Source organism: Salmonella sp. 741265055_HSA (assembly GCF_046569525.1).
In the GTDB taxonomy this organism is placed as follows: domain Bacteria; phylum Pseudomonadota; class Gammaproteobacteria; order Enterobacterales; family Enterobacteriaceae; genus Salmonella; species Salmonella enterica.
The window spans coordinates 1-12,993 of the sequence record NZ_JBKFSQ010000030.1; the positions used below are offsets into that span (position 1 = coordinate 1).

The window sequence follows — 12,993 nt, forward strand, 5'->3', positions numbered from 1 at the left end:
GGGTGAGTGAGCGTAGCCAACACATAAGCGACTTGAAGTATGAAGGGTATATATCGGTAAACTAAAAAGAGCGGCTAAATAATTTATTGTCCCCGATCGCGTTCGTCGTGGTTTTCGGGATACCGCTCGGCCAAAGGAAAGAGGACAGTGTGTTAATTCCGCCAGAATAGCGTTGGCGGAAAATATCGTCTTACGACCTTGTTATGCCAATAATCATTATACCAGGCGACACGCATCCGCTTCCCAGCGATATCCCACCCCGTAGACCGCGCGTATAAATGACTGTTCGGCATCCAGCGATTCCAGTTTACGGCGCAGGTTTTTAATGTGGCTGTCGATAGTACGATCGGTCACCACACGGTAGTCGTCGTAGAGGTGGTTTAACAACTGCTCGCGGGAAAAAACTTTACCCGGTTCAAGCGATAAGGTTTTTAGCAGGCGGAATTCAGCGGGGGTTAAATCCAGCGCTTTACCACACCAGGAGGCCTGAAAGCGGCTTTCATCAATCATTAACGGGCTTTCGGCATCCTGCTGCTGGAGTTCGCGCTGCGGTTTACAGCGGCGCAAAATGGTTTTCACGCGGGCCACGACTTCGCGTGGGCTGTAAGGCTTACAGATATAATCATCGGCGCCGATTTCCAGCCCAAGCAGCCGGTCGATCTCTTCGATTTTGGCCGTGACCATCACAATGGGGATGTCGGAAAAACGACGAATCTCCCGGCATAGCGTCAGACCATCGGTACCCGGCAGCATCAGATCCAGCAGGATCAGATCCGGCGGCGTTTGACGCACATACGGCAGTACCTTGTCGCCGTGATTGATGAGCGTGGGGGCGTAACTCGCCGCGCGTAAGTAGTCAATAAGCAGCTGACCCAGCTTGGGTTCATCTTCAACAATCAAAATGCGCGGCGTGTTTTCATCAATGGGTAATTCAGTCATACTTCTCTCTGTAAATCGCGATCCAGCGGTAACTCTACTGTAATGCTAACCCCGCCAAAAGGCGAATGAGCGGCGTGAAGATGACCGTTATGCGCGTGTACAATATTGACGCATATTGCCAGCCCCAGTCCAGAACCGCCGCTGGCGCGGTTACGGGACACTTCCGTGCGGTAAAAACGGTCAAAAAGCTTTTGTAACTGTTCATCGCTGACGCCCGGTGCAGAATCGGCAAAGGTCAGGAATAATGATTTGTCGCGTTGTTCGGCGGAAATATGCAGGCCGCCGCCGCTGTCGGTGTAGCGCAGACTGTTTTCCAGTAGATTATTAAACAGTTGCATCAGGCGATCCGGGTCGCCGAAGACGGTCATGCTATCCGGCAACGCGTAATGTAACGTTAGCCCCCGGCTGGTAAAGCGCTCTCTGAACGCGCCGCCAGCGACTTCCAACAGGGGAACAAGATCGACGGTCGTTTTTTGGTAAGCCAGCGCGCCCTCGTCAGACAACGACAGCTGATGCAGGTCGTCAACCAGTTTGGTAAGCGTACCGACTTCCGCCTGTAGCGAGGTAACCGATTCTGGCGTGAACTGGCGAACGCCATCCTGAATGGCTTCCAGTTCGCCGCGCAATACCGCCAGCGGCGTGCGCAGTTCGTGGGAAATATCCGCCATAAAGTCGCGGCGCATCTGCTGGTTTTTTTCCAGCGTGCTGGCAAGCTGGTTAAAGTCTTGCGCCAGTTTTCCCAGCTCATCAGCGCTGGTTGGAGTCACGCGCGTGGTAAAATCCCCCGCCGCCAGTCTGTGCGTACCCTCGACCAACCGTTTGACCGGGGCGAGCAGGCCACGCGCCAGCAAAAATGTCGCCAGCGCGGCCAGTAACGTTGATAACGCCACGATCATCCAACTGGCGCGCCGCTGCTGCATATCAAAATTAATATCCGTATTGCGCGTCAGCCGCTCGACAGGAGAGGCGATAATCGCGCCGACTTCGACGCCATTGACCAGAATGGGGCGGCGAGTACCGTCATGCGGCACCGGACCGCGTGGGCCGACCAGCACCCGGCCATTTTGATCGACGACCCAGAACTGGGTGCGCCAACCGTGCGGCGGCATACCGGGGCCGGGTTTATCCCGGTCGTTGTCATGCTCAAATGAACGCAGAATCTGGAAAACGAAGCGATCGTTGTTGCGTAAAAAACGCCAGTTGCCGTGTTGCTGGTACTGGTCGCCCAGCGCATCGCCCAGCATTTGTAGCCGCTGCTCGTTGCCGTGTTTGATATAGTCAATAAATCCGCGTTCAAAACTGACGCGCACGGCCCAATGCATACTGATCAGCAGCACGATGCAGGTGGCGAAAATCGCCAGAAACAGCTTGCCGGTGATTCCGGGCCGCCAGACTTTCATTACAGGCTCCTTTTACGCCGTGAAATGACCATGTTTTGCTGTGTATCGTTCGGCACGCGGGCAAAAATTATCGCCGGTAGCGCGATAATAACCGCCATACATAACCAGGTGTACATAAAGACGTGATGTGTGGCGCTACTGTCTATCCCGATATGCTGTTGGCCAAACATACCCAGCAGCATTCCGGCAATAGTGACGCCGATACTCATCGAGAGCTGCATAATCATCGATAATAAGCTATTGCCGCTGCTGGCCAGCGTATCGGGAAGGTCTTTTAGCGTTAAGGTATTCATGGAAGAAAAGCGCGCCGAGTTCACCATTCCCTGCAAAAGCAGTACCAGCGGCAGGAGATAATACCAGCCGAGCAGCGCGACCGACATAAACAACAGGCTAACCAATGCCAGTCCGAGCGTGGTCGCCACCAGAACCCGACGATAGCCAAAACGGTTAACTATCTGCACCACAATCCGCTTCATTCCCATGCTGCCCAGCACCATGGGGATCATCATCAAACCGGCATGAAACGGTGAAAAACCAAGACCAATTTGCAAAAAGACCGGCGTCATAAACGGCAGCATACCGCTGCCGATACGCCCGGCAAAACTGCCCAGCAACCCCAGTGAAAACGTGGGCGTGCGGAACAATCGCAGGCTGAATAACGCACCTGAGTTTTTTTTGGCATGGAAGAGATAGAGTAGAATGGCTGCCGCGCCGCCCGCAGCAAGTCCGGCTAATGTCCAGGGCGAGATCCCCATGCTTTTACTACCGTCCAGCGCCAGCGTGAGTACCGCCATGCCGATAGCTAACAGCAGGAACCCCGGCAGATCAAAGCGCCGGGTCTCTATGGTGTAGTTTGGCATCAGCATAAAGGTTGCCATAGCGCCGACAATTCCCACCGGGATATTGATCAGAAAGATCCAGTGCCATGAAGCATATTCCACCAGCACCCCGCCCAGCGCGGGGCCGAGTAACGGCCCGATCTGTCCCGGTAGGGTGACGAAGGTCATCGCCGCCATATATTGCGCGCGCGGCACGATTTTCATGACCGTCAGGCGTCCGACCGGCACCATCATCGCGCCGCCTACGCCTTGTAAAACCCGCGCTAATACCAGTTGATTAAGCGTGCCGGAAAGGGCGCAAAACAGCGAACCCAGCGTGAACAGCACAATGGCGGCAAAGAAAATATTACGCACGCCGATTTTGTCTGCCAGCCAGCCGCTGGCGGGGAGCATTACGGCGACGGTAAGAACATATGACACCACTACCATGTGCATATGCAGCGGGCTTTCCCCCAGGCTTTTCGCCATGGAGGGCAGCGCAGTGTTGACGATGGTGGTATCCAGCGACTGCATAAAAAAGCCGAATGCCACAATCCAGAGTTGCCAGCGGGTGTTGTCAGGAAGTTCTGTCATATCTCTACTACCGGTTTGCTATTTTTACGCGAAAAACGCAGTCGCAGACGATCGAAAAAGAGGTACACCACCGGCGTGGTATAGAGCGTCAGGAGCTGGCTCATGACCAAACCGCCGACAATGGTTATCCCCAACGGCTGCCGTAATTCCGAACCGTCTCCGCCAGATAACACCAATGGCAGTGCGCCGAACAGCGCCGCCAGCGTGGTCATCATTATTGGACGGAAGCGTAACAAGCAGGCCTGGTAAATGGCTTGTTCCGGCGTCAGGCCGCCGCTTCGTTGCGCTTCAAGCGCAAAATCGACCATCATAATGGCGTTTTTCTTCACAATGCCAATTAATAGCATGATCCCTATCAGGGCGATTAGGCTGAAAGGGGCATTGAAGAGCTCCAGCGCCAGAAGCGCCCCAACGCCCGCCGATGGCAGAGTAGAGAGAATGGTCAGCGGATGGACGTAACTTTCGTACAGTATCCCCAGCACAATGTAGACGGTAGCGATCGCCGCCACTATCAAAATAAGCTGCGAATTCATGGTCTGCTGGAACACTTGCGCCGTTCCGGAAAAACTGCCGCGTACCGTCGGGGGGACGCCAAGCTGCGTCATGGTGCGATTAATGGCCTCCGTCGCCTGCGATAACGATGTGCCGGTCGGCAGGTTAAAGGCAATCGTGGACGCCGCGGAAAGTCCCTGATGGTTCACCGACAGCGGCGCATTGGCGGGCCGCCATTGGGCGAAATAAGAGAGGGGAATCGCTTTTCCGTCGCGGTTGATAACGAACATTTTCTCCAGCGCGCTGATATCCTGGCTATAGCGCGGATCGACTTCCATCACCACTTTATACTGGTTCATCGGCTGATAAATGGTGGAAATTTGCCGCTGGCCGAAAGCATTATTTAACAGACTGTTTGCGGCCTGAACATCAATGCCCAGTCGTGACATGGTGTCGCGGTCGTAGATAAGGTTCATCTCCGCGCCGTTATCCTGCTGGTCGGAGTTTACGTCCGCCAGTTGCGGCAGGGCCGAGAGCGCTTTGCGTATTTTCGGCTCCCACTCGCGCAGCGCCGCCAGAGAGTCAGACAGCAACGTATATTGGTAACTGGCGTTAGCCTGCCGCCCGCCGACGCGAATATCCTGTACCGCCATCAGAAACAGCCTGGCGCCGGGTTCTTTTGCCAGTTTGACCCGCAGTCGATCAATGACTTGCTGCGCCGTCTCTTTGCGTTCGCCGCGCGGCTTCAGCGTAATAAACATCATGCCGCTATTCACCCGCGAGCCGCCGGTAAAACCAGTGACATTATTCACCGCCGGATCGTCGCGAATAATTTTCATAAAATCCTGCAGCTTGCCGCGCATGGCCTGGAAAGAGATGCTCTGGTCAGCCTGAATACCGCCCATCAACACGCCAGTGTCCTGCTCCGGAAAGAATGTTTTAGGGATGGTGATATAAAGCCAGATGTTCAGCGCAATGGTGCCAAGAAAAACCACACCGACAAGACGCGTATGATTAAGCACCCATTTTAACGACGTGCCGTAACCCTGTTGCAAGGCAACCAGCAAACGGCCAACGCCCCGTTTACGCGGTTGGGTGCGCGGTTTGCTTGATTTAAGCATCCAGCCGCACATCATCGGCGTCAGCGTGAGCGAGACCACCAGCGAAATGCCAATCGCCACCGAGAGGGTAACGGCGAATTCCCGTAATAATCGCCCTGGCAGACCGCCCATTAACAGCAGCGGCAGAAATACCGCCACCAGCGACAGACTCATGGAGATGACCGTAAACCCGACTTCCCGCGTACCCTGTAATGCCGCCTGCAAAGGTTTCATTCCCGCCTCCAGATGGCGGGCGATATTTTCCAGCACCACAATGGCATCATCAACGACAAACCCGGTCGCGATAGTCAGCGCCATCAGCGACAGATTGTTGAGGCTGAAGCCGCACAGATACATGGCGGCGAAGGTGCCGATGAGCGAAACGGGAACGGCGACGGCGGGGATTAGCGTGGCGCGCCCGGAACGCAGGAATAAAAACACCACCAGGATCACCAGCGCGACAGAGATAGCCAGCGTCTCTTCTACCTCTTGCAGCGACGCGCGAATCGTCGGCGAACGATCCTGGGCGATTTGTAAATCGATAGCGGCGGGGATCATTGCCCGCAGTTCCGGCAGTTTTGCCCGGATGCCGTCGACCGTCTGAATAATATTGGCCTCCGGCAGCTTGCGGATCATCAACAAAATAGCGGGTTTAGCGTTCGTCATCCCGGCGTTACGGACATCCTGCACCGAGTCGGTGACGCTGGCGACGTCGCCCAGGCGTACCGCCGCGCCGTTGTTATAGTGAATAATCAGCGGCTGGTATTCGGCGGCGGTTTTCAGTTCGTCGTTGGTCTGGATTTGCCAGCGGTGGACGCTATCTTCAATTGCGCCTTGCGGTCGGCGTACGTTGGCGCTGTCGATCGCTTCGCGGACCTCATCCAGCGAGACGCCCTGGTTAAAGAGCGCCTGCGGGTTTAAGCCTACACGTACTGCGGGCAGGGAGCTGCCGCCGACGTCAACGTCGCCGACGCCGTCAATTTGCGCGATGGTTTGCGCCAGTTGGGTAGAGGCGAAATCATACAGTTTGCCCTGTGACCAGCTCTCCGAGGTGAGCGTTAAAATCATAATCGGGGCGTCGGACGGGTTGGCCTTGCGATAAGTCGGGCGGCTGGGCATTCCGCCTGGCAACAAGCTTTGCGCGGCGTTAATGGCGGCCTGCACGTCGCGCGCCGCGCCGTTAATATCACGATCGAAATTAAATTCGAGAATAATGCGCGTACTGCCGAGCGAGCTGCTGGAGGTCATTTCATTGACGCCTGCAATGCGTCCCAGAGAACGTTCCAACGGCGTCGCCACCGACGAAGCCATGGTTTCCGGCGAGGCGCCCGGTAGCGAGGCGCTAACCATAATCACCGGGAAATCGACCTGCGGCAGCGGGGCGACCGGCAGCAGACGAAAGCCCAGAATGCCGCACAGCGTAATGGCGGCGGCAATCAAAATGGTAGCGACCGGGCGGTAGATGAAAAGGGCAAAAAAGCGCATCTACACCTCCTCTTTATGGCGCGGAAAGCGACTTTTCACGTACAGCGACAGGCGGTCAAACAGGAGATAAATCACCGGAGTGGTAAACAGAGTTAATACCTGGCTGACCAGTAGGCCGCCCACCATCGCGATCCCCAACGGGCGACGTAATTCCGCGCCAACGCCGGTACTCAACATTAATGGCAATGCCCCGAGCAACGCCGCCAGCGTGGTCATCAGAATCGGTCGAAAACGCAGCAGACAGGCCTGGAAGATAGCGTCGCGCGGACTCATCCCCTGTTCGCGTTCGGCGGCGAGGGCGAAGTCAATCATCATGATGGCGTTTTTCTTCACGATGCCGATCAGCAAAATAATGCCGATAATGGCGATAATATCGAGCTCGCTACCGGCGATGATCAGCGCCAGCAGCGCGCCGACGCCCGCCGTAGGCAGCGTTGAGAGAATCGTGATCGGATGGATAAAACTCTCATACAGCACGCCGAGCACGATATACATCGCCACCACGGCGGCGACAATAAGCCAGACGGTGCTGCCCAGCGCCGCCTGGAAGGCGAGCGTACTACCCTGAAACTGCGTTGTAATATCCGCTGGCAGGGCGAGCGTTTTTTCCGTATCGAGAATCGCCTGCACCGCATCGCCGAGCGAATAGCCCTCCGGCACGTTAAACGAAAATGTCGTCACCGGAAACTGATCTAAATGATTGATGGAGAGCGGGGCAAAGCGCTGCTCAATGCGGGCAATCGCGCTGAGCGGTACGGTGCCGCCGTCGCGGCTCGTCAGGCGAATCGTCTCCAGCGCCGCCAGGCCCGGCGTGCTGGCGGTATTATGTTCCAGCACGACGCGGTACTGGTTCGCCTGGGTATAAATCGTTGAAATCAGGCGTTGTCCGAACGCGTTGTAGAGCGCGTTATCCACATCCGCCATGCTGATACCCAGACGGCTGGCGCTGTCGCGGTCGACATTCACCCAGGCCGCTAATCCCCGATCTTGCCAGTCGCTGCTTACCTCAGAGAGCTGTGGCAACGACTGTAGCACGTTCAGCAGTTTTGGCACCCAGTGGCTGAGCGCATCGAGCGTCGTGGCCTGCAGGGTAAACTGATACTGCGTGCGGCTGACCTGCGTGTCGATGGTTAAATCCTGCGTCGGCTGGAGATACAGCACCACGCCGGGAATCGTCGCCACGGCGGTTTGCAGCCGGGAGATCACCTGCTGCACGCGGTCATCACGCGCATCCAGCGGCTTGAGGTTAATTTGCAGGCGCGCGCTATTCAGCGTGGGGTTAGCGCCGTCTACGCCAACAAAAGTCGTCAGGCTTTGTACCGCCGGGTCCTGTAATATCCGCTCCGCCACCTGGCGCTGACGTTGCGCCATACTGGCATACGATGACGATTGCGGAGCCTGCAGCGTCCCCTGGATAATGCCGTTATCCTGTACCGGAAAGAATCCTTTCGGGATGACTATCCACAGCATAACGCTGAGCAGGAGCGTGGCGAATGCCACGCTCAATGTAAGCCACGGATGGTTGAGCACTTTCGCTAATCCGCGTCCGTAGCTGGCGATCACGCGGTCAAACATCCGCTCGCAGGCGCGGGAAAAGCGGTTTTGTTTACGCAGAGACTGCTGGCTGAGCATACGCGCACACATCATGGGCGTGAGCGTCAAAGAGACGACGGCGGAGATTAAAATCGCTACCGCCAACGTCACTGCAAATTCGCGGAACAGTCGACCAACAATATCGCCCATAAAGAGCAACGGGATCAGCACCGCAATCAGGGAAAAGGTGAGGGAAATAATGGTAAAGCCGATTTCGCCCGCGCCTTTGAGCGCCGCCGCCAGCGGTTTTTCTCCTTTTTCGATGTAGCGCGAGATGTTCTCGATCACCACAATCGCATCGTCCACTACGAAACCCGTGGCGATAGTGAGCGCCATCAGCGTCAGGTTATTAATGGAAAAATCCAAAAATACCATCACCGCAAAGGTGCCGATAAGCGACAGCGGTACGGCGACGCCGGGAATAATTGTGGCGGGAATATTACGTAAAAACAGATAGATAATCATGACGACCAGTGCGATCGCCAGCATCAGTTCAAACTGGGTATCGCGCACGGAAGCACGAATATTGGTGGTGCGATCGGACAGGACCGTGACCTTCACCGATTTCGGCAGGCTTTCGGTAAGTTGGGGCAGCATCTGGCGAATGCTGTCCGCTGTCGCAATGATATTGGCGCCAGGCTGGCGTTGAACGTTCATCACGATAGCCGGCGCTTGATTCGCCCATGCGCCGAGCCAGCTATTTTCCGCCCCCTGTTCGACGGTGGCGACATCGCCCAGCCGTACCGGCGCGCCGTTTTGATACGCGATGATAAGCCTGCGGTATTCGTCGGCAGACTGCATCTGATCGTTAGCAGAAAGCGTCACCGCCCGTTCGGGGCCATCCAGACTGCCTTTCGCCGAGTTGACGTTGGCGCCGGTAATTGCGGTACGGACCGTTTCGCTGGTCAGACCGAGCGCGGCGATAGCCTGAGCATTCAGTTTTACGCGTACCGCAGGGCGCTGCCCGCCGGCAAGCGTCACCAGCCCGACGCCGGAGACCTGCGAGATCTTCTGCGCCACGCGGGTTTCTACCATGTCCTCTACCTGGGTCATCGGCATCGCGTTTGAGGTGACGGCAAGCGTCATAATCGGCGGGTCCGCCGGGTTGACTTTGCTGTAAATCGGCGGATTCGGCAGGTCGGAAGGCAATAAATTGGTGGCTGCGTTAATCGCCGCCTGTACTTCCTGCTCGGCAACGTCCAGCGGCAGCGTCAACTGAAACTGTAGCGTCACCACCGATGCGCCGCCGGAGCTTTGCGACGACATCTGCTTAAGTCCCGACATCTGGCCGAACTGGCGCTCAAGCGGCGCGGTGACGGCGGAGGTCATGACATCCGGGCTGGCGCCAGGGTAGAGCGTAACAACCTGAATAGTGGGGTAGTCGACCTCCGGCAAAGCGGCGACGGGCAGGAAGCGGTAGCCGATAATCCCGGCGAGTAAAATCGCCGCCATCAGCAGAGTGGTGGCCACGGGGCGCAGAATAAACAGACGCGAAGGGCCGCCCGTGCTGCCCGGAGGTAATACCTGCATCAGGCGCGCGCTCCTTTTTGACCTTCATGGCGGGAAGGGGATTTTTCATCCGCCACGGTGGTTTGCGGCTCAACGACCTCGACTTTTGCGCCTTCCGTCAGCCGATCAATACCATCGGTAACGACGCGATCGCCTGCCGACAAGCCTGCGCTGATCACCACGTTTCGGTTATCCTGAATACCGATTTTTACCCGCTTCTTGCTGACGTTATTTTCGTCGTTCAGCACCCACACAAAGTGGCCCTCATTGCCCATTTGCACCGCCGCGGCAGGCACCACAACGGCATTTTGTTCGGTATCGACCAGCATCCGGGCGTTCACAAATTGATTGGGGAACAGCGTATCGTCCTGATTGGTAAAGCGCGCTTTAATTTTGATCGTTCCCGTTGTGGGATCAATCTGGTTGTCCAGACTGAGCAACACACCTTCGCTCAATTTGTGCGAGTTAGTCCGATCCCAGGCTTCTACGACCAGCGCTTTCCCCGCTTTCTGTGCCTGAACTACGGTCGCGATATCGCTTTCCGGCAGAGTAAAAATGAGATCAATCGGGTGCGTTTGCGTAATGACGACAATACCGGCGGTATCGCTGCTGGAAATCTGGTTGCCGACATCCACCTGTTTCAAACCTACGCGTCCCGAGACCGGGGCCGTGATACGACTCCAGTCGAGCTGTAACTGCGCGCTGGCGACATTGGCTTCATCCGCTTTAATGGTTCCCTGGGTTTCGTTGACCAGCGCCTGTTGCGCATCCAGTTCCTGACGGGAAACCAGATTGGTTTTTGCCAGTTGCTGATAGCGCGCCAGATCACGACGTGCATTCGCCAGCGTAGCGTTATCTTTTGCCAACTGTCCCTGAGCCTGCGCCAGGGCGACCTTAAACTGGCTGGGATCGATTTGCGCCAGCAGATCGCCTGCGTTGACCTGCTGACCTTCCTGAAAGTGCAGGGCGATGAGTTGACCGTCCACGCGGCTACGCACCGTAACGGTATTCGCTGCGGTCACGGTACCCAGCCCGCTCAGATAGCGCGGTACGGCCTGCGTGGTCGCGGTCGCGGCCTGTACCGGCGCCAGAGGGCCGTCGCGCATACCGCGGCGACCTGCGGCGGCGGTATGCGGCGCTTGCGCGGCGACGCCCGGCGCGGCGGTCGGGCTTTCGCTACGGCTATGCCAGAACCAGAATGCGGCGGCGGCCACTACAACCCCAATCGCTATTGCCCAGCGGAAAGTATTACTGCCTTTCATCGGTATAAGTTTCTCATCCTGAAACGTTTTGCGGAATGTTGCTCCCTCTATTGTAGTCAGCAGGGAAGGGAGAAAAATGGAGGAATTATGGAACACGGTCGGGATTATTCTGAATGGCGACCCGCTTTGCGAGGCGCTACGCAACTCTCATCGGTGAAAATCGTTAACGCGCCGGAGTGCGGTAAAGTGGCGGCACGGCAATAAAGGTAAGCCACCGATTTCAGCAGGACGCTGAAACGGGAAAGCCCCTCCCGAGGAAGGGGCCAAAATAAGGAAAGGGTTATGATGAAGGTAGTCATCATACTGGTGATACTCTTAGTGATTAGCTTCCAGGCTTACTAAGACACCAGGGGGAGGAGGAATCCTCCCTTACCCTCACTCCTGACGTTAAGCCACATCAAGAATAATGTCAATCCATCAGCGCTGGGCTTGCGAGGCGCTTAGCGGAAAACGACCTCTGCCCAGCGAGCCAGTCCTGCGGTGACGGAGCCGAAATCATCGCCGCCAGCGACGGGTATGCCCGGTAGCTGTTCGGAAAGCGCTTTTTTAATCAATGGCGAACGGGCGCTGCCGCCGGTCAGATAGATGACATCCGGTTTTTCCTGCGCGCTGTCCAGCGCCAGTTGCACCTGTTCCAGAATACGCGCCAGCGGTTGATCCAGCGCCGCTTCCAGTCCTTGCTGGCTGATAGCGACCGCCAGGTCGTCGCTGATAAATGGCAGCTTCGCCGTAACATCCGCCTGGCCGGAAAGGGCGATTTTGCTCTCTTCCGCGCAGCGTACCAGGCGGTAACTAAGCCGCTGGCGCCAGACCTTGAGCAGCAACGCGACCTTGTCTGCTTCACGCGCGTTGCGAACCAAATCATTCAACAGACGACCATTCGCGCTACTGTAAAAATCGCTTTGCGCCGGGACGTCGTTAATCGCGACGGCGTTCCACCACGGCAGTACCGGCAGGGCGATGCCTTTTTCGGTTTCGCCGCCCATGCCCAGCAAAGGCATCAGATTTTTAAAGGCCAGCGCGATATCCAGATCGTTTCCGCCCACGCGGCAACCGCTGTGCCCCAACAGGCTGCTTTCACGATCGGCGCGCTGACGCCACTGCGGCCCCATCAGCAGCATGGAACAGTCGGTGGTACCGCCGCCAATATCCACGACCAGCACACGCTTCTCTTCCCGCAGCGTAGCCTCGTAGTCCAGGCCCGCCGCGACCGGTTCGTACTGGAATACCACCTCCTGAAAACCGGCGCGTTTTGCCGCCCGCTCCAGAATACCCTGCGCCTGGCGGTTCGCGTCATCGCCGCCGAGTCCCTGAAAGTTGATCGGGCGACCGATCACCGCCTGGGTAATGGCCTCCGGTAATTGGCTGTGCGCCGTATGACGAATATGTACCATCATGGCGCAGACCAAATCTTCAAACAGCGCGACCTGCTGCGGTTTCAGGCCGCTGGCGCCTAAAAAGGATTTTGGCGATTTGACAAACCAGACCTCCTGGGGATCGTCAATATAGTGCGCCAGCGACGCCAGACCAAACTGTACGCTTTGCGCGCCAACCTCAATATCTTCCTCGCGGTTGTAGCGTATCGCGCGGCGCAGCAGCGCCTGGGTTTCTTCGTCCGTTGCCGGCACATCATGATGGCGATACAGCCACTCGCTCACCGCTTCGCGTGTCGGCGCGCACAGCATAGACGGCAGTAATGCGCTGTTATTCTCCATTGTCAGCAACTGTGGATGCCCGTCGCGCATAATGGCGACCGAGCAGTTTGCCGTACCGTAATCAAATCCTATAAACACCTTAAAAT

Annotated in this window: 8 protein-coding genes; 1 reads left to right on the plus strand and 7 read right to left on the minus strand. The window is 56.8% G+C overall.

What is annotated here, in order from left to right:
• Positions 1 to 216 precede the first annotated feature (216 nt).
• Genes baeR through mdtA form a run of 6 tightly spaced genes read right to left on the minus strand, consistent with a single transcriptional unit; the run spans position 217 to position 11,192 of the window.
• Positions 217 to 939, minus strand: a complete 723-nt coding sequence (baeR, locus tag ACLD4K_RS16165) for a two-component system response regulator BaeR (protein WP_000137854.1) — start codon at positions 937 to 939, stop codon at positions 217 to 219.
• Positions 936 to 2,339, minus strand: a complete 1,404-nt coding sequence (gene baeS, locus ACLD4K_RS16170) for a two-component system sensor histidine kinase BaeS (RefSeq protein ID WP_000870081.1) — start codon at positions 2,337 to 2,339, stop codon at positions 936 to 938. Before baeS ends, baeR begins: the two co-directional genes overlap by 4 nt.
• Positions 2,339 to 3,751: an MFS transporter gene (locus ACLD4K_RS16175; RefSeq protein WP_000137818.1), complete on the minus strand. Its 1,413-nt coding sequence runs from the start codon at positions 3,749 to 3,751 to the stop codon at positions 2,339 to 2,341. Before ACLD4K_RS16175 ends, baeS begins: the two co-directional genes overlap by 1 nt.
• Entirely contained in the window at positions 3,748 to 6,828 is a 3,081-nt protein-coding gene (mdtC, locus tag ACLD4K_RS16180; RefSeq protein ID WP_411012144.1) for a multidrug efflux RND transporter permease subunit MdtC, read from the minus strand. The genes ACLD4K_RS16175 and mdtC overlap by 4 nt, the downstream gene beginning before the upstream one ends.
• A complete protein-coding gene (mdtB, locus tag ACLD4K_RS16185; RefSeq protein WP_411012145.1) occupies positions 6,829 to 9,951 on the minus strand; it encodes a multidrug efflux RND transporter permease subunit MdtB in 3,123 nt (1,040 codons plus the stop codon).
• Complete coding sequence (gene mdtA, locus ACLD4K_RS16190) at positions 9,951 to 11,192, minus strand: multidrug efflux RND transporter subunit MdtA (protein ID WP_000678813.1); 1,242 nt, start codon at positions 11,190 to 11,192, stop codon at positions 9,951 to 9,953. Before mdtA ends, mdtB begins: the two co-directional genes overlap by 1 nt.
• A 282-nt stretch (positions 11,193 to 11,474) precedes the next feature.
• Here mdtA and ibsA point away from each other — a divergent pair, with 282 nt between their 5' ends.
• Positions 11,475 to 11,534 carry a type I toxin-antitoxin system Ibs family toxin gene (gene ibsA, locus ACLD4K_RS16195; protein ID WP_001805500.1) on the plus strand — a complete coding sequence of 20 codons (60 nt, stop codon included), beginning with the start codon at positions 11,475 to 11,477 and terminating at the stop codon, positions 11,532 to 11,534.
• A 98-nt stretch (positions 11,535 to 11,632) separates the two neighbouring features.
• Here ibsA and yegD read toward each other — a convergent pair whose 3' ends face one another.
• On the minus strand, positions 11,633 to 12,985 hold the full coding sequence (gene yegD, locus ACLD4K_RS16200) for a molecular chaperone (protein WP_411012146.1): 1,353 nt from the start codon (positions 12,983 to 12,985) through the stop codon (positions 11,633 to 11,635).
• Positions 12,986 to 12,993 lie beyond the last annotated feature (8 nt).

Coding starts and splice junctions, on each gene's coding strand:
- baeR (WP_000137854.1), bottom strand. CDS start 939: ATGACTGAATTACCCATTGATGAAAACACGCCGCGCATTTTGATTGTT.
- baeS (WP_000870081.1), bottom strand. CDS start 2,339: ATGAAAGTCTGGCGGCCCGGAATCACCGGCAAGCTGTTTCTGGCGATT.
- ACLD4K_RS16175 (WP_000137818.1), bottom strand. CDS start 3,751: ATGACAGAACTTCCTGACAACACCCGCTGGCAACTCTGGATTGTGGCA.
- mdtC (WP_411012144.1), bottom strand. CDS start 6,828: ATGCGCTTTTTTGCCCTTTTCATCTACCGCCCGGTCGCTACCATTTTG.
- mdtB (WP_411012145.1), bottom strand. CDS start 9,951: ATGCAGGTATTACCTCCGGGCAGCACGGGCGGCCCTTCGCGTCTGTTT.
- mdtA (WP_000678813.1), bottom strand. CDS start 11,192: ATGAAAGGCAGTAATACTTTCCGCTGGGCAATAGCGATTGGGGTTGTA.